The organism is Vibrio antiquarius (genome assembly GCF_000024825.1).
GTDB classification, from domain to species: Bacteria; Pseudomonadota; Gammaproteobacteria; order Enterobacterales; family Vibrionaceae; genus Vibrio; species Vibrio diabolicus.
In genome coordinates, this window is sequence record NC_013457.1 from 1681247 (window position 1) to 1703145 (window position 21899).

Annotated in this window: 16 protein-coding genes; 9 read left to right on the forward strand and 7 right to left on the reverse strand. The window is 43.7% G+C overall.

What is annotated here, in order from left to right; all coding sequences use genetic code 11:
- The first annotated feature begins 130 nt into the window (after nt 1-130).
- Both VEA_RS22400 and VEA_RS22405 read left to right on the forward strand, forming a co-directional pair.
- A complete protein-coding gene (locus tag VEA_RS22400; protein WP_006742026.1) occupies nt 131-2407 on the forward strand; it encodes a KAP family P-loop NTPase fold protein in 2277 nt (758 codons plus the stop codon).
- Between the two features lie 311 nt (nt 2408-2718).
- Nucleotides 2719-3738 (forward strand): alpha/beta hydrolase family protein, encoded by a 1020-nt coding sequence (locus VEA_RS22405; RefSeq protein ID WP_006742024.1) that lies wholly within the window; start codon nt 2719-2721, stop codon nt 3736-3738.
- Nucleotides 3739-3860: 122 nt separating this feature from the next.
- Here the strand turns inward: VEA_RS22405 and VEA_RS22410 are convergent, their stop codons facing one another.
- On the reverse strand, nt 3861-4667 hold the full coding sequence (locus VEA_RS22410; RefSeq protein WP_006742023.1) for a sulfite exporter TauE/SafE family protein: 807 nt from the start codon (nt 4665-4667) through the stop codon (nt 3861-3863).
- A gap of 122 nt (nt 4668-4789) precedes the next feature.
- On the opposite strand from VEA_RS22410, the gene VEA_RS22415 reads away from it, so the two are divergent.
- Nucleotides 4790-5584 (forward strand): AraC family transcriptional regulator, encoded by a 795-nt coding sequence (locus VEA_RS22415; RefSeq protein WP_006742022.1) that lies wholly within the window; start codon nt 4790-4792, stop codon nt 5582-5584.
- A 181-nt stretch (nt 5585-5765) separates the two neighbouring features.
- Nucleotides 5766-7016, forward strand: coding sequence for a DEAD/DEAH box helicase (locus VEA_RS22420; RefSeq protein ID WP_006742021.1), 1251 nt, complete (start codon nt 5766-5768; stop codon nt 7014-7016).
- Nucleotides 7017-7166: 150 nt separating this feature from the next.
- On the opposite strand, the gene VEA_RS22425 is transcribed toward VEA_RS22420, so the two are convergent.
- Nucleotides 7167-7580, reverse strand: a complete 414-nt coding sequence (locus tag VEA_RS22425) for a VF530 family protein (protein WP_005391068.1) — start codon at nt 7578-7580, stop codon at nt 7167-7169.
- Between the two features lie 486 nt (nt 7581-8066).
- Between VEA_RS22425 and VEA_RS22430 the strand changes: the two genes are divergently transcribed.
- Nucleotides 8067-9524: a DUF3360 domain-containing protein gene (locus VEA_RS22430; protein ID WP_005391067.1), complete on the forward strand. Its 1458-nt coding sequence runs from the start codon at nt 8067-8069 to the stop codon at nt 9522-9524.
- A 196-nt stretch (nt 9525-9720) separates the two neighbouring features.
- On the opposite strand, the gene trpB is transcribed toward VEA_RS22430, so the two are convergent.
- From trpB to VEA_RS22450, 4 genes are all read right to left on the reverse strand, one after another.
- Nucleotides 9721-10944 carry a tryptophan synthase subunit beta gene (gene trpB, locus VEA_RS22435; protein ID WP_012842473.1) on the reverse strand — a complete coding sequence of 408 codons (1224 nt, stop codon included), beginning with the start codon at nt 10942-10944 and terminating at the stop codon, nt 9721-9723.
- Between the two features lie 401 nt (nt 10945-11345).
- Nucleotides 11346-13592, reverse strand: coding sequence for a ribonuclease R (gene rnr, locus VEA_RS22440; RefSeq protein ID WP_006742018.1), 2247 nt, complete (start codon nt 13590-13592; stop codon nt 11346-11348).
- A gap of 293 nt (nt 13593-13885) precedes the next feature.
- The gene (locus tag VEA_RS22445; protein WP_005375644.1) at nt 13886-14098 is read right to left on the reverse strand and encodes a cold-shock protein; all 213 of its coding nucleotides are present in this window, start codon (nt 14096-14098) and stop codon (nt 13886-13888) included.
- Between the two features lie 307 nt (nt 14099-14405).
- Nucleotides 14406-14654: a hypothetical protein gene (locus VEA_RS22450; protein WP_005375646.1), complete on the reverse strand. Its 249-nt coding sequence runs from the start codon at nt 14652-14654 to the stop codon at nt 14406-14408.
- Nucleotides 14655-14942: 288 nt separating this feature from the next.
- On the opposite strand from VEA_RS22450, the gene pcp reads away from it, so the two are divergent.
- The 4 genes from pcp (at nt 14943) to VEA_RS22470 (ending at nt 18555) form a co-directional block, all read left to right on the forward strand.
- Nucleotides 14943-15581, forward strand: a complete 639-nt coding sequence (gene pcp / locus VEA_RS22455; protein ID WP_012842474.1) for a pyroglutamyl-peptidase I — start codon at nt 14943-14945, stop codon at nt 15579-15581.
- A 197-nt stretch (nt 15582-15778) separates the two neighbouring features.
- Nucleotides 15779-16042: a hypothetical protein gene (locus VEA_RS22460; protein ID WP_006742016.1), complete on the forward strand. Its 264-nt coding sequence runs from the start codon at nt 15779-15781 to the stop codon at nt 16040-16042.
- A gap of 63 nt (nt 16043-16105) precedes the next feature.
- The gene (locus tag VEA_RS22465; RefSeq protein WP_006742015.1) at nt 16106-17092 is read left to right on the forward strand and encodes a CobW family GTP-binding protein; all 987 of its coding nucleotides are present in this window, start codon (nt 16106-16108) and stop codon (nt 17090-17092) included.
- Nucleotides 17093-17262: 170 nt separating this feature from the next.
- Entirely contained in the window at nt 17263-18555 is a 1293-nt protein-coding gene (locus VEA_RS22470) for a DEAD/DEAH box helicase (RefSeq protein WP_005386186.1), read from the forward strand.
- Between the two features lie 65 nt (nt 18556-18620).
- Here VEA_RS22470 and VEA_RS22475 read toward each other — a convergent pair whose 3' ends face one another.
- Nucleotides 18621-21647 carry a DUF6701 domain-containing protein gene (locus VEA_RS22475; RefSeq protein WP_012842475.1) on the reverse strand — a complete coding sequence of 1009 codons (3027 nt, stop codon included), beginning with the start codon at nt 21645-21647 and terminating at the stop codon, nt 18621-18623.
- Nucleotides 21648-21899: the final 252 nt, after the last annotated feature.

A 21899-nucleotide genomic window follows, 5' to 3' on the forward strand; every position in this document is an offset into this window, starting at 1 on the left:
AAGTGAGCGCATTATTATTATATATTTCATGTAATTAGTGGCCAAAGAAGTGAGAGTGCATTAGGTGCTTGTGAGTTACATGACCCAACAGTTTCACTAATAAGCGTTAGATTCCCATCAGAGATTTCCTATGGAACCAAAAGATTTACACGGATTTGCTTCAGATAGACCAATTACAAGAGTAGAAGAAGACTTGTTGGGTCGATCAGGGTTTTCCACCGACTTGGCAAACGCTATGGCAAGCTGGCACGGAAAAGATAGTTTGGTGGTTGCCTTGCATGGCGATTGGGGGGCAGGGAAGTCTTCTATTAAAAACATGGCGCTATCTCGATTGGAAGAAATCTCCGAAGACAAGCCAGATGTCATAGAGTTTTCTCCATGGGAATGGGCCGCCCAAGATAAAATAACAGCTTCATTTTTTCAGGAGATATCAAAATCTATTGGTCGCACTGATAAAAGCAAATCGGGGAAGAAATTAGCAGCGACTCTTAAAAAGTATGGCCTCTATCTTAATACCGGGGAAACTCTCGTTACTGGGTTTTCAGCGGCTCTACCTACACTCTTCGTGCTTGCAACACTTATCGGAGTTAGTGGAAATTTTTCCGATGAAGCTTGGGTTAAAAACGCTAGTGCTTCTATGCTAATTGCTCTAGGCGGATGGGCTGCGGCCTTAAAGTGGGGGAAAACATTCCTTGATAGATTAACTGGGAATATTGAGGCAACCGTAAAAGCAAATGAACAGAGCCTGAGCGATATAAGGCAGGATTTATCAGGATTATTGCTAGAAAGAAAAGCTCCATTGATCGTTGTAATGGATGACTTAGATAGGTTAACTACATCTCAACTAAGGATGGTGTTTCAGCTTATAAAAGCAAACCTAGAATTTCCGAACGTGGTATTCCTTCTTCTCTTCCAGCGAGATTTAGTAGAAGATAAGTTGAATGATGGTGCTCAACTAGGTCGCGATTATTTGGAAAAAATAATTCAAGTACCTTTTGACATTCCTCGGATAGAAACTACACGCCTTCACAGTTTGTTGTTTAATAAGCTGGACAAAATTATCGAGCAAGATGCCTCTGCCACTAAGATGTTTGACTCCGGTCGGTGGGGAAATATATTTCATGGTTCATTGAACACCTATTTCGACAATTTGCGAAGTGTCTATAGATACACCTCCACGCTATCATTCCACTTTACTTTGCTGAAAGGCAAAAGTGCCTTTGAGGTAAATCCGGTAGATCTAATAGCTATTGAGTGTCTAAGGGTTTTTGAACCGGATGTTTATAAGGAAATTGCACGCTCGAAAGAAATTTTCACTAAAAACGGATCAGATAGATATGGTGGAAGAGCCGATGCTACAGCTGACTTCATCAATCGGATCTTGGACAAAGCATCTCCTGATAAGCGAGATTCCGTTAAAGAAATGGTTGAGCAGCTATTCCCAACTATTCAATGGGCTCTTGGTGGGACGCACTATTCTGGAGACTTCTTCAGTACATGGTTAAGAGAAATGCGTGTTTGCCACCCTTCTAATTTTGATAAATATTTCCAGTTCTCTATTCCAAGTGGAGAACTCTCAAACTCCGACTTACAGGAAATGCTCAGCCTAACTGCTGATTCTGATAGATTTTCATCTTTTATTCTTTCACTTAAAGAGCGTGGAATTCTAAAAAATGCTCTTTCACAATTTGAATCTTTCACTGATGATATTCCACTAGGCAATGGGCACTCTTACATCAAAGGGATTCTAGATATTGGTGATCAAATCGATCATGAGTCAACAGGCTTCACGATGTTTAGTTCGAATACACATGCTGTAAGGCTTGTCGTCTGGTTCCTACGTCGTATTGATAACTTAGAAGAAAGAGGAAAACTGTTGCTAGAATGCTTCAAAGCATCAAGTGGGATTTCTATTGTTGAGCACATATTGCTGGGCGATGAAAATCGTAGAGAAAAGTCGGATGCAGACCAGATACTACGAGATGAAGAGTTTGAGCTACTTAAAGTGGAATTTGTTAGAAAATTGGACGAAATGTCTAAAAATAATTCTAACGAATTACTTTCTCACGAGCACTTAGTTTCCTTTTTATATAGATGGAAGCGTTGGGGCGATGAAAATAAGGTTACAGACTGGCTGAAACTTCAGACTAATACAGTTGAGGGCTGTATAACTTTATTGAAAGGTTTTGTAGGGAAGTCATCATCTCAAGCAATGGGGGATTATGTAGTTAAGATTACTACATACATCAAACTCGAGAGTATAGAAGACTTTTTGGAAATTGCACCAATCGAAGAAAAGTTAAGAGGTATTGATGAGAGTAAATTTGATTCCAAGGAAAGAGAAGCATTGAAAGCTTTCCAAGAGGCACTAGAAAAGAGGGAAAAAGGAATTTCAGATTACTGGTAAAGACTCTAACAAGGCCAACCTGAGATAGGACAACCAGAGGAACAGCCAAACTGTTGTGAGCTTCGGCTGTTCCTCTGGCGTCATTAACATTAACAATACTTTTCCTAATCTAACGCATTACCTTTAGAAGGTTTACGTTAACGCATTTTTGTCCAAAAGCTTGTTGGCGTAGTTCAAAGCAAACACTCGCTTTGGGTTACTCGACTCCAAGTAACTTTATTGCTATGTTTCGCAAAATATATGGAGAATCTCCTGCGCGTTATTTTTTCCAGATGCCGTGCAGAATAATGTGTTGACCGGCTGGGGTAAAAATGAAAACCAAAATAATAATGTCGTTTCTACTCGCTTCATTGTGTGTCAGTGTCAGCGCCAGTACGAATGGGCCGAAATACCATTCTGCGCTAACAGTCAAAACGGTATTCAGTGAAGACAGAGACAAGCCTGTAGAAGTCTACTACTGGTATCCCACAACGAATGAAAAAAACAACTTCACGTTTGGTAGGGGTAACATTTTTAAATCAGTCGAAACGCAGTTAGATGCCCCGTTAGCAAGTGGAAAATTTCCCGTTGTGCTTTTGTCGCAGGGCGGAACACGGTCAGCATTTTCCCATAGTGGTTGGATAGCCTCGAGCCTGGCGCAACAAGGTTATGTCGTTGTTGTACCAAAGCCTCCTGCACCGAACGAAATCAATGCAGAAATGGCTGTTGATGAAATCACATTCAGAACCAGTGAGTTGGTGCTTGGGCTGAACGAATTAAGTTCGGTCGGGATACTGTCCGGAGGCGTAGATACTGATGCAGTGCAGGGTGTCGGCTTTTTTCTGGGCGGGACATCTATGCTGATGCTCTCCGGAGCGCAAATAAGCCCGGAAAAATATCGAACATCGTGCCACAACGTCACCAATGTAGACTGTCATTGGTTACGTGAAAATAACGTTGATATTACCAACATCCCGGATCAAAAATTCCCCCGATTTCAGTCTGAAAGCAAACTGAAATCGGTCGTCGTTATCAACCCTGAGCTAACGAAAACTTTTGTCCCTGAAACTTTGGCCTTGATGAAAAATACCATCACCGTGGTGACGCTTTCTGATCGGGTACATCCCGCACTGACACCAGCCGAATCACTTGTTGCTCTTCCCAATGTGACATTTCAAGAGATTCCCAGTGCGAGTCAGTTTAGTGCGTTCGCAGAATGTACTGAGCGTGGCATTAAAATTCTCGCATCAGAAGGGGAGGAAGCACTTTGCCAGGAGCGTGACGAGGTTTCCAGAAAGGACAATCACCAGCAAATTTTGGATGTAATTCTGGCTAGCTTAACAAAGTCATAAGAGTGCAACAATGCGGAGCTTTCTTACACATTGTGTGCTTGGACCAGCAAAGCGAGAAGTAAGTTTTTCAGGTTTGTCCCCACAACATATTGCAAGACATACTGATGACTGTATTACTTGCCTTAATTAAGTACTTGTACCAGCATTTTAAAACTCAGAAGAACACACAAAATACCAACGATTTTCTTAAGAACTTTATTTGGGAAATACTCTGCGCAACGCACGCCGAGGCTAGTAGTTAAGTAGCTGCTAATGGAGAAGCTGATCATTGCAGGAAGGTATATGTATCCTAATACTAAGTTGTTCCAATCTGTATTTTCCCATCCGTTTAACATGTAACCGAGGCTTCCTGATAGCGCGATAGGGAAACCTATCGCAGCAGAGGTGCCAATAGCTCGTTTTACCTCAAAATTTTGCTGGACAAGATAGGGGATGATCAACCCCGCACCGCTTATAGAGACAAGTGCTGATACAGAGCCAATCACAGAGCCTACAGTGATATTACCGATAGCCCCATGTGGGTTAGGGTTGTACTCATTTTCAGTGTTGAGAAACATCTTATAAGCTACATACAACATGAATACGCTGAAAAAACCTGCCAGATAGATTCCCTGTAGATACGATGCTACGAATGTGGCGCAAAATGTTCCGACTAGAACTCCGCTCAACATTTTTACTACCATTGTCGAGTCTACATTCTCTTTTTTGTAGTGAGCGCGCATGCTGCCCAATGTTGTAATAATCATTGAAGCCATTGATGTCCCTAACGCAAGATGGACCACTTCTGTATCAGCTATTCCCTGTAGTGAAAACAGAAACGCAAAAATAGGGACGGCCATTCCACCACCACCAACACCAACGAGTCCAGCGAGAAAGCCAATGCCCAAGCCTGCTGTAATGTAATAGATAATAAAGATAGGTTCGTTCATGATGGTTCTGCCTTCGATAAAATGGTCGTTGCTAAAATGTTACTCGAACGCTAACTTGCTATGGTAACGTTAAGAGGACAGAAAATAATGAATAATGGCCAAAATGGAATTGAGTAAATAAAGTGACAAACTCTGATTACAGCGAATGGAAAAATGGAGCCGCACTGATCGCTAAGGAGTGGCAGCATGAAAGGAGCGACTTCAACCATTTGGAGCAACGGCCACATAATTGGCACAGTCATCATCGAGGCCAGCTACTGTGTATAGATGAAGGGCTAATACAGGTAAAAACCGATGAAGGAGCGTGGATACTACCCCCTCACCGAGCTGGTTGGATCCCCCCGGGTGCGATGCACAGTGTTTATTTTTGTGGTTCTCTGAAAGGTCGTTCATTACTGTTTACTCCAGAGAGTTGTGAGCGGTTTCCAATGAGACCTTGTGTGATCCAAATGAGCGATGTCTTGAAAGCCCTATCGGTTAGGGCATCGATATGGAGCAAAACAGACGAGCTATCCATACAGTCTTTACGTATTCTTGCCGTAATATCCGATGAAATCGTCAATAGCCCTCATGAGTCACTCCACATCCCACTGCCCAGAGATCCGAGACTGCAAAAAGTTACTCAAGCAATTTTAATAGACCCAAACAGCAAACATTCTGTGGAGCATTGGGCAAAGATCGGGGCAGTCTCATCTCGGACATTAAGACGATTGATTCGAAGTGAGTTAAACATGAGTTTTAGTGAATGGCGGCAACAAGCACTGCTAATACATTCGTTAGAAATGATGGCACGCGGAGAATCAGTAGGAGCGGTTGCACATGCTTTGGGTTATTCGACACCCAGTAACTTTATCGCTATGTTTCGTCGGGTATATGGCGATTCACCCACGCGTTACTTTTCGAGTCGTGGCATATAGTTGCCAAGAGCTTACCTAAATTAGGTTCGTTTTTATGTACTGAGGTTTTGCATACATTTACTCACCTAACATAAACAAGTGCTTCTCTCACCAATCTTCTGTTTGGGCCATTATCTCTAACATCCAGACGCGAAATAGCATAAGATACACGGCCTTTACTAGCACTGAGCCACCCATCGTAATGACAGATAAAACACAGCAAGCGACATTTGCCGATCTTGGCCTGATTCCAACCTTAGTCGAGCGACTAGAAGCGTTAGAATACAGCCAACCGACGCCCATTCAATCTCATACCATTCCTTATATCCTTGAAGGGAAAGATATTGTTGGCGGTGCCAATACGGGCTCTGGTAAAACCGCTGCTTTTTCGCTGCCAATTCTGCAAAAAATTGTTCAGCAAGACGAAACAAATCATCGCCGTGGTAACTTCGTTTCTCACCTGATTTTAGTTCCAACTCGTGAGCTGGCATCACAGGTGGCATATAACGTCAAATCTTACTCATACCATCTTAGAGATAAGATCAAAACGGTTGCCGTATTTGGTGGTGTGTCGGTGAACCCACAAATGCTGGCGCTTCGCGGTGGCTGTGACATTATCGTAGCTACGCCAGGTCGATTACTTGATCTGGTATCCAGTAACGCGATTAAGTTGGACCAAGTAAAAACGCTCGTGCTCGATGAAGCTGACCGTATGTTGAGCCTCGGATTTACCGAAGAACTCAATAAGATTCTTGCGTTACTGCCAGAGAAGAAACAGACGCTGCTATTTTCTGCTACTTTCCCTGATAAAGTCACGACGCTGTCTCAGCACTTGCTCCGTGACCCTGTTGAAGTTCAGTTGCAGAGCGCAGAAGCCAGCACTTTGGTGCAACGCGTGTTTAGTGTAAATAAAGGTGAGAAAACGGCGGTACTCGCGCACTTAATCAAACAGCATCAGTGGCGACAGACTTTGATTTTTGTGAATGCTAAGAATGCCTGCAACCATTTAGCTCAAAAGCTGTCAAAACGCGGTATTACTGCTGAAGTTTTCCATGGTGATAAAGGGCAGGGCGCTCGTACTCGTGTACTTGACGGTTTTAAGTCTGGCGAGATTCAAGTTCTTATTGCTACCGATATCGCAGCGCGTGGCCTTGATATTGAAAAGCTGCCAGTGGTGATTAACTTCGATCTTCCACGTAGTCCTGCTGACTATATGCATCGAATCGGTCGTAGTGGTCGTGCTGGTGAAGTGGGTCTAGGGTTATCTCTTATCGATTACGATGACTATCACCATTTCAAAGTGATAGAAAAGAAAAATAAGTTCCAACTTGAACGTGAGCAGGTAGAGGGCTTTGAAGTGGAAGACGACCAAAGTGAAGCCTACTTTTTACCGATGAAGCCGCGTGCAAAGCCAGCAGGTACAGGGAAAAAGAAGAAAAAGCGTAATCAATAGAAAACGTAAACTACATGTGAGTTTACTTATGGGAGGCGCTGGAGAAGGGGGCGCACTAGCTTGAGTATTCTCTTCTAGCTATTTCTTTAAAGAACAATAGAGCCTTGCTGGAGCCACCAGTAGGGCTCTATTGCTTTTCAAGGTAATGTGCTATCGACGCGTCGGACGTCCACGAGGTGAACGTTTTTTAAATGCGGATGCAGCTTTAGCTTGTGACTTAAGGATAGAGTCAACGGTTAGCGGCATTGGCTCTTTAGGTTCAAGACCATGAGGGAAAGTACGAGCTCTCGGTGGTAAATCATATTCTTCTTCACTTGCGCGTGGCATGCGCTTAAAGCGATAAAGGTAAAAGTTTTCTAATTTTTCTCTCGCCCATTCGGTCTTCTTTAAATACTTCACACTACTTGCAATCGAAGGCTTAGTGTTAAAGCAATTAAAGCGCATTGCTGTATCTAGAATGTCCCAGCCATAAAAATCCACCAACTCTTGCAACATAGTTTCTAGCTTTAACCCGTGCAGTGGGTTGTTCCGTTGCAGTTCGATTCTTTCTTCGTCAGTCATCATTTTAGGGGCCTTACTCATCAAAGGGTGGAGTTTAGCAAAGTATACATTACAGAGATATCTATAGTTAGGCAGCGTGGTTTGGGTTGCAACTCGATTTGATGTTGTTAGTGCGTACTTGCATGAGCAAAATTAACCAATTACCTGTGTGAATACGGATATGTTTTTTCTACCTTGAAAAGCACAGGTGGAGTTGCGACTGTTCCTCTTGTTGAATTGCTGTTCAAAAACTCTCACTAAAGATCAGCGTACTCTAATGTAATGTTAAATCTTTGTGCAATAAGTGAGATTTTTGTTGTTCTTTTACTAATGTCTAATATTCCTACCGATAGCAATACATGCTTAATAGGTTCAAATCAAAAATTAGCCATACCACTTTCTTGGTGTGACCTCGATGTTTGATGTGGGTGTTGTCTCGTATTGGTCTGTATACCAAGCGAAACTCTAGTTGGCATAGTTCAACGTTGAAATATAACAAAGGATAGCTCAATGTCTGACTCAAGTAAGACCTTTTACAGGGATGTGCGCAAGAAACCGCATGAATTTGAAAGTCGTGAAGACTTTCTAAACCATGATTTAACCATCATGAGCTTTCGTCGCTGGGGTATTCATTTGCCATCACGTGATTACAGTATTGAAATCGAAGACTGGGTGCCTGCATTGGCCGCAACCATTGGTAAAGTGGTGATGGTCACCGCCATGGTTGCTGCCTTTGCTGCTCAGTTCGGTTTATCTCCGGAGTTCGTTGCAGAAAACGTGCGTTACGAATTGCTTATCGCGGGTGCTCTGTTCGTTATTTTGTTTTCTGCCATCCTAAACCCGAACGCAAACCTAGCCGGTACCCACGGCCCAATGATACCGCTGATTCCCATGATTGCTGCCGCAGGAGGGCATCCTCTGGCGCTTGGCTTGATGGTATGTGCTTTTGGCTTAATTCTCGCTTTGACTAAAGGCGGTTCTAAACTCATGACCTTGACTGGCATTGGGGTTAGAGGAGGGTTACTGATCTACCTTGGTGCCGTTGGGTTGCTCGGACAGATTAATAAGACTGAGGCGTGGGCTGCTAGTACGGATCAAGGTTACATCTCGTTTGTGGTCATAGGCCTAACCGTTATGGTTTATGCCTACCTAGCTAAGATCAACAAGCGTTGGTTGGCAATCCCATTGTGCTCTGCACTCGCGGGTATTGTTGCTTATTTGATGGGCGCTGAATTTGCTTTTACCACAGAGCCGGGCCTGCCTAATTTCAGTCCATTCTACTGGTGGGGTGAAGATACAGGCTGGCAGCTAGGCTGGCCAACCCTAGAGCACTTTATTGCCGTGACTCCTTTTGCGCTACTGGCAGTCGCTATGTGGTCCCCTGATTATCTCGGCCATCGTGTGTTTCAAGAACTTAACTACCCAAAAGAAGCGAAAGGCGTACTCATGGATGTCGACGACACGATGGTCGGAGCGTCTGTTCGTCAGGGGGTTGGCTCACTATTAGGTGGCGGAAACCTAGCTTCTTCTTGGGGAACGTACATGATTCCAGCCGCAATTGCTAAACGTCCTATTCCAGGTGGCGCACTGTTAACGGGTTTCATGTGTATTGCTGCGGCGGTAATTGGCTATCCAATGGATCTAGCAATGTGGGAGCCTGTTCTGCGCGTTGCTTTGATTGTCGGTGTATTCTTACCACTTCTTGAGGCGGGCATGCAGATGATCCACAAGCATAAAGATTCACTCAGTGCAGGTATCTGTATTTTTGCCTGTGCATTCGTTAATCCAGTCTTTGGCTGGGCAATCACGATGCTACTGGATAACCTTGGACTTATCGGCGACCATGAGCGTGCCAACGAACTCTCGCGAAAAGATAAATACCTGATTCCTGGCACTGCATTTATCGTTTGTGCAGGTTCGCTTGCTGTCGTTGGTCAGCTTCCGGGTATTCCTGCTCTGATCGGTTAATCGAATTATGTTCTAAAGGACTAGTTGGAGTGGTAAGTAAGATGGCTTTCTCAAGCTATGCCTATTTCTCAAAAGTAAAAGGTTTGGACTGTGTAGTTAAGCCTTCAAAGCGCATGTAGGGAAAGTAAGGCTCAAACAAAAAGCTACCTAGTAATAGGTAGCTTTTTGTATAGACATTTAGCCTACGAAGTCGTGACTAAATAATTGATTCAATGCCATATTTTTCGCCGTAGTGTTCAACGACAAAATCAATGTCTTTGTCACCGCGACCGGATAAGTTGATCAGAATTGAGCCAGTTTCTCCTTGCTTCGCGAGTTTAATCGCGTAAGCGACAGCGTGTGAGGATTCAATCGCTGGAATAATCCCCTCTTCGCGAGACAGTTCAAAGAAGGCATCAATCGCTTCGTCATCAGTGATTGAGCCGTAATTGACACGGCCAATGTCCTTTAAGTAACTATGCTGAGGCCCAACCGATGGGTAATCCAAGCCACTTGCTACAGAGTACACTTCTTGAGGTTCGCCTTGCTCATCTTTAAGCATGTAAGACTTAAATCCGTGCATAATACCTGGCTCACCGAGTGTGAGTGTTGCAGCATGCTCGCCAACCTTTTGCAAAGAACGGCCCGCGGGCTCGACGCCGTGAATAGCGACTTGTTCATCGTCTAGGAAAGCAGTAAATAGCCCCATCGCATTAGATCCTCCCCCAACACATGCAACGAGATTATTGGGTAGCTTACCAGTCATTTCTTTGAATTGAACACGTGCTTCGTTGCCGATAATTGACTGGAAATCTCGTACCATTTTTGGGAATGGGTGAGGGCCAACGACGGATCCTATCGCGTAAAGTTGTGTGTCAGGATCTTTTAAGTAGGCTTCGAAGGCAGAATCAACCGCTTCTTTGAGAGTCTTGCGCCCGTGAGTAGCAGGGATGACATTGGCACCAAGGATTCTCATACGGACGACATTCGGGTGCTCTTTGGCAATATCAACTTCACCCATGTAAATATCGCACTTTAAGCCGACCAGTGCGGCGGCTGTCGCAAGCGCGACCCCATGTTGCCCTGCGCCAGTTTCAGCAATCAGTTTCTTCTTACCCATCTTTTTAGCGAGAATGGCTTCTCCTAAGCAGTGGTTAATTTTATGTGCGCCTGTATGGTTTAAGTCCTCGCGCTTTAGGTAGATGTCTGCTCCGTATTTCTTAGACAAGTTTTCTGCATGGAAGATTGGGCTAGGTCGTCCAACAAAGTGCTTATACAGGCGAGCAAGTTCCGCTTTAAATTCAGGATCTTTGCTGCATTCCTCATAAGCTGCGTTGATGTCACGCATGATTTGTTCAAGCTCCGGCGGCACGAAGCTGCCACCGTATTCACCAAAGTATCCTTCTTCATTGGGCATGGTGAGATCAAACGAGTTTTTCATTATTTACATCCTAGTTAACGAAAGTATTGATACTTTTATACCCAAAATTTAGAAGTAGTTGTGTGATCAGTTGCTTAAATAAGAGTTCGCGATCTAGTGAACTAGTTAAAAAGTACAATTTGTATGGTTGGTAACGGGTTGGATACAACATAAGGTAGGATTTAAGAGACGCAAAAAAGCCCCGAGAGATCCTAGGCTGTCATAAGAACCTCTCGAGGCAAACAGAGTGCTGGAAATACACTCTGCGATGGTGTCTGGAAACAAAAGTTAGATTCGTTTCCTTTGCCAGATATTAGGGTTTTAGAATGAGCTGATGTCAGCGAAATGTCACAAGTTAATCGCGGTATCTAAAGCTTATTTTTTATTTTTGAACAATGGGTTAGAAAATAGACTACAACAGACTAACCAACCGTGTGTTCTGCATCTTTTAAATTGAACATGATCTTTCTTTGTTTCGAATCGACGTCTTTAACTAACACGTGCACTTTAGTCCCTAAAGTAAACGTGGTGCTCTGGCTAGAAATTTTTTGTTTGACTGCATCAAATTCGAACTCACCATTTTGAAAACTTGATAAAGGAATGAGACCTTCGATTCGGTTTTCCTCTAACTCAACAAATACTCCGAAGTGTGTGACTCCAGACACCTTCCCCGTGAAGTGTTGCCCAATAAATGGCTTCATGTAATGACATTTCAGTGCAGACTCAACCTCTCGGCTCACTTCATCTGCCTGACGAGATTGATGCGAACAGTGCACGCTCAGTTGCTCGATTACTTTTGTATCGTAAGGGTAGTTGTTCGCAGCACCTGTCAATTGACGAATAGGTTTTAGTTTCATGAGCAGACTGCGTAGCTTGCCTGTTTTTTGCTCTCGAAGTTTAGCGCGAATGGCGCGGTGAACGAGTAAGTCTGGGTAACGACGAATTGGCGAAGTAAAGTGTGCGTATGCGTCATAGGCTAAACCGAAGTGACCCATATTCTTCGGCGAATACTCGGCTTGACTCTGAGAACGTAGCAGTAGGGTACGAATCACATCACACTCATCCAAATCTCGCACTTGTTCCAGTAATGCGTTGTAGTCATGAGAAGTTGGTTTATCACCACCCGCAAGCGTTAGCCCTTTCTCTGCAAGCATCATTCTTAATGAAGACAGTTTTTTCATCTGAGGACCAGAGTGCACGCGGTATAAGCTCGGTATTTTTTGTTGCTGCAAAAATTGAGCGGTGGCAACGTTGGCACACAGCATGAATTCTTCGATCATTCGGTGGGCATCATTTCGAACTACCGGAACGATGGACGCGATTTTCTTTTTATTGTTTAACGTGAATGAAAGCTCTTGCGTGTCAAAATCAATGGCACCACGGACTTGACGTTGACCAGATAGGTTCAAATACAAGCGATGGAGATTCACCAGATGCTGTTTAATGTTTTGCTTTGGGTTCTTACCTTGGTATTTTTTTGCTTCCGTTGATTGGGAAACAATGCGGTAAGCTTCGTTATAAGTTAAACGAGCATGCGAGTGAATGATCCCTTCAGAAAACTCTGAATCTAGCATGTTACCTTCGTCGTCAAAGGTCATCTCACATACCATAACCAATCGGTCTTCATTCGGGTTAAGCGAGCACAAACCGTTAGATAATGTTTCTGGTAGCATTGGTACAACGTATCCGGGGAAGTAAACGGACGTTGCACGAGATTGCGCCTCAAGATCTAAATGGTCGTTTGGCTGAACGTAGTGAGATACGTCTGCAATCGCAACGAATAACTTCCAATGCCCATTGTCCATTTGGTATGCGTAAACGGCATCATCAAAGTCTTTCGCGTCGTCCCCATCGATAGTGACGAACGGTAAATCTCGATAATCCACTCGGGACGTTTTGTCTTTTTCTTCTACGTGATTGCCAAATGCGGAGGCGGCGTGAAGAACTTCATCATCCCAATGATCATTGATGCCATGTCGACGTAACGCCAATTTAACTTCGATCCCTGCTTCTCCCGGACGCCCTAATACTTCTGCCACTTCAACCGTTGTTGATTGTCTGTGATCTGGGTAGGCCGTGACTTTACAATGAACGAGTTTACCGGCATTTTTGGCGATAAGATCATTTGGTGTGACATGAATGGTTTGAGTCAGTTTCGCGCTTTCTGGCACTAGATAGAAGTTCGAACCTTTTCTCTTTAACAAGCCCACGATGTGGGTTGTTTGTCGTTCCACTATTTTGATGAAACGATGATTTGAGCGTCCTTGATGCTGAGCATTGCCTTTCAGAACCAGTACGATATCGCCATCAAACACATGAGTAAGTTGGTGTTTAGGTAAGAAAAGGTCTTTTTCATTACTGTCGTAAGTGACAAACCCAAAGCCGTCTGCGTGAATGCTGACCTTTCCAGAAACCAAAGCGGTTTGATCGACTTTTTTATAACCACGGCGATGCGTGAAAATCAACTGGCCATCGCGCTCCATAGCGCGTAAACGTTTTTTTAAAGCGTCTTTTTGTGGTTTCTCATCTAAGCCAGTAGAGCGAGAAATTTGCTCGTGACTTAAGTGATTTTTAACTTTATCGAAGAGGCTAAGGATAACGTCTCGGCTAGGGATAATGTGCTCGTAATTATTAGAATTTATTGATTGTGCGGATATATTTAATTTCATTTTTTTCTCTTATATTCGCCAATCGCTTTTATTTTATAAACTTTATTTATATGAGCAAAGCATGAGGCGAAGTGATTCAGATATGAATCAGATTAATTTAATTCCAAACTGGAATTGCAAGGTAGGTAGTGTGATTACCTAAAGATGTATACCAAAGTGACTTTATGAAAGTGATTAATGACGGTGTGGGAGAGGTAAGTGATTTGGGTATATAAACTTAGATAGAGAATAGTAAGGACGGTAATAAGTGGAAGGGGATTGTGGCACCAACAACGTTGATGCCACACAAAGAATTACAGTGCAGTTACTTCAGCAGCTTGTAAACCTTTGTTACCTTGTTCAACAACGAACGATACTTTTTGGCCTTCAGTAAGAGTTTTGAAGCCTTCAGAAACAATAGAACGGAAGTGAACGAATACGTCATCACCGCCATTGTCTTGAGAAATAAAACCAAAACCTTTAGTTTCGTTGAACCATTTTACTGAACCAGTTAATTTATTAGACATAGATACCTCTATATTTGATTGTTTTAAATATTGAATTTTTAGCTAATATCAAGTGCTACTATATGATTTTAGAGATAACTATTTTGTCGCAGGAACGTAAACGAGGAATTCGATGTGGAACTGAGAGAAACTTTGATCTTTAATTACATTAATAGCTCTTTCCGTAAGAGCTGATGTGCAGTATACCGACAAAATTAATAAAGGCTAGCCTTTTCTTTTTTTATTTTTTTAGTACACCAAGCGCATTGCTTTCAAAGCATACGCTTGGTGTATAAGATGGCATGGTGTTATAGATGGTGCTGAGCGCTTAGTGTTTTCTGGTTGGGCCGTTACGAACGATGTCTTTACCATTGTCATATACGTGCTGCGAAACCCAGCGGCCAAGGAGCAATTGGTGCTTTTCTCCTAATACGGCAACAAATGGACGGCCATCGGTATTAGAGGTGGCTAGCGCAACGCCAGTGACACCTTCAAGACCCAGAGCGCCGCTTTCTACTAAATGCAGAAATGCCTCTAACTCTTCAATCGTTTCGATTACATGGTTATCAATATTCATTGTATTCAATCTCTTCGAATTGCATTGCGGTCGCGTACTCTACCTAAGTTAAGCGTGGAAACCAAGTTTCTGCGTGAGTCATGTAATGAGAGAGCCTCGTCCTGCCACTAATCATCGATAGTTAGTCTCGATAGTCCGGAACTTGTCTAGATTCAATAAAGGTGAAAACCCTCGCTGGTTAGACATGAGTCACATAATGTTGTCTGGTTTATGTCAACAATACTTTTGCTATTGGATGGGGTGAAGGGGAGTGCAATAATTTGTGAAACTCTTTTCCTAAATACTGTTATGAAGAAAGTCCTGATTACCGGTTTTGAACCTTTTGGTGGTGACGCCATTAACCCCGCCTTAGAAGCGGTCAAGCGATTAGAGGCTGCGGCAATAGAAGATGCCATGATCGTTACTTGCCCAGTTCCTGTGATTCGGCATGAGTCAGTGAATACCGTTATTGATGCAATAGAAGCGCACCAACCAGATTGTGTGATTACCGTTGGGCAAGCGGCTGGACGTGGCGCGATCACCCCAGAGCGTGTCGCAATTAATGTGGATGATTTTCGTATTCCAGATAACGGTGGTCATCAGCCGATTGATGAACCCGTAGTGGCTGACGGCCCAGATGCTTACTTCTCGACACTGCCGATAAAGCGAGTTGTTCAAACGCTGCAAAAGCAGGGGATACCTAGCCAGATTTCCAACAGTGCCGGAACATTTGTATGTAACCACCTTTTTTATGGCATTCAACATTATCTAAAAGACAGACCTATTCGTCATGGGTTTGTTCATATCCCATTATTGCCAGAGCAAGCAGCAGATGGCCGTCAGCCTTCCATGTCTCTGGAGATGATAGTCGAAGGGCTAAGGCTGGTGGCTCAAGTTTGTATTGCCAATGAAAACGACATATTGGTCAGCGGCGGGTCGATTTGCTAGTAAGCGTTTTACAGTCCACTAAGTATCTGAAAGCTAGTAATAAGTTCATCGTTTGATGTTGTAATAAATGTTAGCTTTGTCAAATTTCACAAGTAGCGAAAGGAGTAGCATTGAATAGTCAGGTTGGATGTTGTTCAAACTGGCGTTCCCCTAATACAGGAGGTGTTAGGGGCTACCCTTACGAAAGGCGAGTTATCATGAAAAGCAACAAAAGTAAGTCTATCGCACTTATCTCTGTCGTTGTTTTCGTATTGGCTATCGCTGCGCTTAAATTCGAAAACACGCTCGGAGTTCTTCCCATCGTAGTCGCTATTATCGCGTTTTTTACCTGCGTCATTTACACCAGTATGTATCTTTCTGATATGAAGCGTTCAGAGTTGATAAGTCACTCTGATCATTCTCAAAAAATGTGTACCCACGCATCACGCAATGAGCTTGATGAGCGCGATAAAAAGCGTTGAAGCGAGTCACATTCTCCGTATACTTTGCTGGAGCATTAATGCACTAACGTGTCGGAGATAAGCATGTCAAATCGAGTACCAACCAACATACTGACCGGATTTTTGGGTGTCGGTAAAACGACCACGATTTTAAATCTACTGAAGAACAAACCGGAAAACGAAAGCTGGGCGGTTTTGGTCAATGAATTTGGTGAGATTGGCATCGACGGTGCATTGATGACCGACCAAGGTGCGCTGATTAAAGAAGTGCCGGGTGGCTGTATGTGTTGCACGGCGGGCGTGCCAATGTCGGTCGGTATTACCGCGTTACTGCGCCAAAAACCGGACCGTTTATTGATTGAGCCGACAGGCCTTGGTCATCCAAAACAGGTTATCGCGACGCTTACCTCAGAACAGTATGAACCTTACGTTGATCTAAAAGCGACGATCGCTCTGGTTGATCCGCGTAACTTAAGTGATGAAAAGTACCTTTCTAACCAAAATTTCGTGGACCAGTTAGACAGCGCAGATGTGGTTATAGGCAGTAAGGTTGACCTTTGTACCAGTCACGACATTGATGTGTTTAATGACTGGGTGACGGACCAATCTCCCTCAAAAGTATTCAGTAAGCTTATTCATGATGGTGAGTTACCGATAGAAGTCTTGGATATCGAACGGGTTTACGGCAGCGCTTCTTCCCATATCGAGTCACATCATCATGAACATGCTCACCAAGAGCCTCAATTCCAGTTGCCGCCAGGTGAAACCTTTGTGCGCAAAGAGAACAAAGGGCAAGGGTATTTTAGCTGCGGGTGGTTGTTTGGGGCAGAGTACACGTTTGATTTTGATAAACTTTTCTCAATGCTTTCGGACTTAACGGCGGAACGTGTTAAAGCGGTGGTCAACACAGATCAGGGGTGTTACGCGTTTAATGTTGCCAACCGAGTCGTGTCGGTGAATGAAATCAGCTTAGAAGGGTTTGAATCACGATTAGAAGTGATAGATTCTCAGCTGTTGCCATGGGATGAACTTGAGCAAATTCTCCTTCAGTTGTCTGGCATCAAGCGTTAAATCGAACAAATGTTAAACGGAAACGGTGAACCTGCAATCTGTCTGCGTTCGCCGTTTTTGCTTTTGTAGCGTTTCAATGAGAAAAGTGAGATAAATCACTCAAATTCGGGTATAGTGCACGGCTAAATTTTTAAAGCTATTTTTAGTGGTTTGTTTAAGGAATACGCTCAATGTCATTTTCATCTCAAGGTTTTGCGCCAGAAGTGGTTAAAGCACTGGCAGAATGCGGTTATGAAAAGTTAACGCCAATTCAACAGAAGGCGATTCCAATGGCTCGCAAAGGCCATGATATTTTCGCTACAGCACAAACAGGTACTGGTAAAACGGCTGCGTTTTCTCTGCCTATGATTCAGCAGTTGTTAGACAGTAACCGTAGCGCTTCTCGTAAGACTGCTCGTGCACTTATCTTGGCTCCAACTCGCGAGCTTGCTGAACAAATTGCTGACAACATCAAAGCTTACACGAAGTACACCAATCTGTCGGTGGCGGCGATTTTCGGTGGTCGTAAAATGTCTTCTCAGGTTGCGGCACTGGAAAATGGTGTTGATATCCTTGTGGCTACACCTGGTCGATTGGAAGAACACATCGAACAAGGTAATGTCTCGGTGGCACACTTAGAGTTTTTGGTGTTTGATGAAGCAGACCGTATCTTGGATATGGGCTTTATTCATGCAGTTCGTAAGATCATGCTGGATGTGGATACAGATCCGCAAATCATGATGTTTTCGGCAACGACTTCAAGCCAGCTAAATCTGTTAGCGAAAGACATTCTGCGTAAACCAAAACGTATCGAAGTAGAGCGTGCAAATACTACGGCACAAACAGTTGCTCACGTGCTATATCCAGTTGATCAAGAGCGAAAAACGGAACTGCTTTCAGAGCTAATTGGTCGCAAAAACTGGAAACAAGTGTTGGTATTTGTGAACTACAAAGAGACCGCAAACGAAGTGGTAAAAGAGCTGAAACTTGATGGTATCAAAGCGGTGGTTTGTCATGGTGACCGTGCTCAAAGTGCTCGTCGTCGTGCGCTAGAAGAGTTTAAGTCCGGTAAAGCACGTGTCATGGTGGCTACCGATGTCGCTGCTCGAGGTCTAGATATTGAAGACTTACCTCACGTTGTGAACTATGACATGCCTTTCCTAGCGGAAGATTACGTTCACCGAATTGGTCGTACGGGCCGTGCAGGTAAACAAGGTCATGCTGTTTCATTTGTAAACCGAGATGAAGAGCTCACGGTGGTTCAGGTTGAAAATCTAATCCAGCAACGCATTCGCCGTATTGAGCTTGCAGGCTATGAACCAAAACAGCGTGAATCTTACATTGAAAAGCTGCACTCAAAACCAGCATTCAAGAATCGTCAAGGTCGTCGTAATAATCCGAACCAGTCAGCAACAGACCAAGGGTCGGCAGAGCGTCGTCTTGCTATGGTGAAGCGCCTGAAAGCGCGTCGTGGCGCAAAGTAAATTACATCAGTTTGTGATGAAAAGAGCCCCTCAATTGAGGGGCTCTTTTTGTTTGCCGTTTCGTGTTAATTTAGGCCAAGCATATTGGGTTCACCACGATAAATAATGCGATCGTTTCCTCGGTGAATACCAAACGTAACAATGACGGGTGGGTTTTCCTCTTCACTTGTAGAGCTATCCCAGTCGTATTTCAGCCAAGGGATGCGATTGCCTGAGCTGTCTAAATCTAGGTGGAATTGTATTTGCTCGCGCGCTGAGTCAATTTGGCTTGCAACGATATCGGTCATCCTGCCAATACTCATCGTTCCAACGCCAGAAAGCAGGGCGTTGTTTGCTGGCGCATGCGACCAAATTGGCGTGCTGAAGTAATATTCACCATTCGCCGTTGTTGAGCTGTCATCGAAGTTAGTCGTAAATCGACCGTTTTGCCAAATTTCCACATCAAGTGGCACTTTGATCACCATGCCTTGGTTGCCACCCACATCTTGAAAGTTCAAACGACCGAATCGAATGTCCGGTTGTTGAGTGAGCACTTCGCTGTTATCAAAGAAATTTACCTCATCAACGGCTTTAGTCGTGACTATACCTATTTTGCTGCTGTCACTGTTAGTCCCATTATTAAATGGACCATCAGGGTATTGTTTATCGGTTGTGTTCTTTTTCCAACATGGGCTATTGTTACAAGTCGCATTGGTCGAGGGCTTCTCGATCACAAACGTTCCAACACTCGCGTTACCCAGTAGTTTCCAGTCTACCTTCTTAGGCTTAGGCGGCAAAAACCGTTCGGAGTATGAGCTTAGTTCGCCTAAGTCGAAATGTTGTTGAAGGTTAGATGAAAAGTGGACGTAGTTCTTCACGTTTTCCTTATTCGCATTGAGTGCGACAACATCGTAAGTGACTTTCTCAAAAGGTTGATTCATGTAAGCAAAAGTTTGGCCATGTGGGTAGTGCCATTCTTGGTCTTGCACTTGAAAATATTTTGGGTAAAAACGACCGATGTAACGATAGCCTTCGTTAACAGTCATACCTAGATATTTACTTTCTAGGTTTGCTTTTACTCTCAAGCTCCCGACTTCTTCCCAATATAACCCATTAAAGACGAATTGATCATTCTTGGCTGAATTATGCGCCTGAGCCAGTGAGTCACTACTTTTTAGCAATTTCGAGGTTTGGTTCGCTGTCTCTGATGGCGTATGTTGCTCACTCGACAAGACTACCGATGCTGCTGGAGCGTCATCAAGCATAAAATTACGGGTGATAGAGGCATCACAATAACGTGCTGATTCCACAGAGCCACTTACAGAGCCGTCAGGTTGCCAAATGATGGGTTTCACTGTTAGAGAGAAAAGTTCTCCGGCAGCAATAAACCCATCTCCTTGTTCAGAGGTGCCAGAAGGCAAAGCACGTTGGTTGTCACAGATAGCCAATGTCCATGGTCGCGAGTACACATTAAATGTTCCTTTCACTTCCACTTTGCCTTCTTCTGGGCACTCTTCAAATCCCTCACATTCAAAATGATCGGACAATGTCACTTCAAATATGCCGGACTCGTTCGTGATAAGACCATGCTCAGACAAGCCGTCTTTAAATTCCGCTGAATAGCTAAAGTTTCCTTCACTTCCTCCTAATGGTTGAACCAATGGATGAAAAATCTTAGGAGTACCATTGTAGTTGCTTGCGACTACAGGTTCGCCGGTGGAAGCACAAGCCAGCAATCGCGTATGCACGTTTTCTGGTTTACCTGCAATAACGCGTATTTCATTTAAAGTTGCGCTTTTCGTCTTTGAGTAGGCCTCAAACATATATGGCGTAAACATAAAGCTAACCGTTTGATGCTTGCTGGTGTCTTCTGCCATAGTGAAAGTCAGCGTGTAGTTCGTATCTAACGCGATGGTATCAATATCGTTCGGGACCACTCGAACAACGAGCTTACCATTGTCGTCAGACATAAATTGGTTTGCTTTTAATGTCTGCTGACCTTTGACCACCTCTAAAGTGAACAAGTCAGGGTGTGATAGGGCAGCACTGACTTCTGCGCTTACAACTTCTCCATTATTGGTTGTTGTTGCTGTAAATTGCGGAAGATCGTCGCCGCACATCAGTGCCATGTCGTCCGATGGTGTGACGTTTAGGTCGAAGTCGTTCTCTGATGGAGGTTGCATGCTGCAATTCGGAATATCTTGAGGGGTGATCGGACAGAGCTGAGAAGAGTAGTGACAATCAGTGTCGCCCAATCCACAGTATTGCGTGTATTTGTTGTCTTGTGCTTTCGTTTGTGCACTTCCTGGCGTTTGTTGGATTTCACCACAAACTTGACTTGGCTGATTTGGAGCGTTGTTGAAGTTCAATGTTTGGAAGTATTTAATTGCTGTAGTAGAGTCATAGAACGAACCGTTCAATGCGGCAGATGCTCCTTTAGTCTCAGTAGTGCCGTAGATCTCCATGTCATCAATAAGCAGAGAACTGTGCGCCACAATATCACCGACGACGAAATGTCGTTGGAGAGGGTTCTTCGTCTTGAGATGCAATTGATGGCCTTTTGATTCAATGGTGCCACAAACGTTAGCATTGAATATATCGGTCGTGCTGTGTGTCGAAATATCACCAATAATGGTGTTGTGCGCTCCATCAATGTGAAGTGTCGAACCTGTTAGCTTAATATTCCCGTCTATGAGAATGTTATGCAGCTTTGTTGGATATGCCGATAGAAGATCACCATAGATAACAGTGTGCTTGTTTTGGTAATCGTCAATGCTTGAAGCTTTCTCATTGTTAACCGTTAATCCGGTAGCGAGTGCGTGTAGAGAGATACGCTTATTGGGGTCACCAATCGTATTGTTCCCCTCTAACACAATGCCATAATCTGCTTTTAACGTTATCTCTTTTTCCGGTAATGAGGAGATAATTTTGTCACCTGCGGGTAGGACTATTTCCCCTGTACAGCGATAAGTCGTGCCATCGCTTCCGATACTAAAACTCTTGTGTGAGCAAAGTTGACCTAACTCAGATAGATCTTTGACGTCATAAGTGGTGGCGTGTGAGGCTAGCGGTAAAACAAGAACCGCAGCGAAAATACTGCAAAGACGCATCATCAAATGTCCTAAAAAAGTGGAACAAGATGGCATCAAGCGAGCGTGAGCAAGTGCTCACAGAAGTTGAAATGTCGGCGGTGTTTTTGGTTTTTAATCCGCTTACTTATTGAACTTTGGCTATTTTTATTTCGTATGTCATACCAAAGCATAGTGGTGTTATTAGAACGTAAGTATGTGATTAGTTCAATAGCTAAGTGTGACATGAGTCGCTTTATTCATGTAACTATTTGTTGGTAAAAGATAATAATTAAC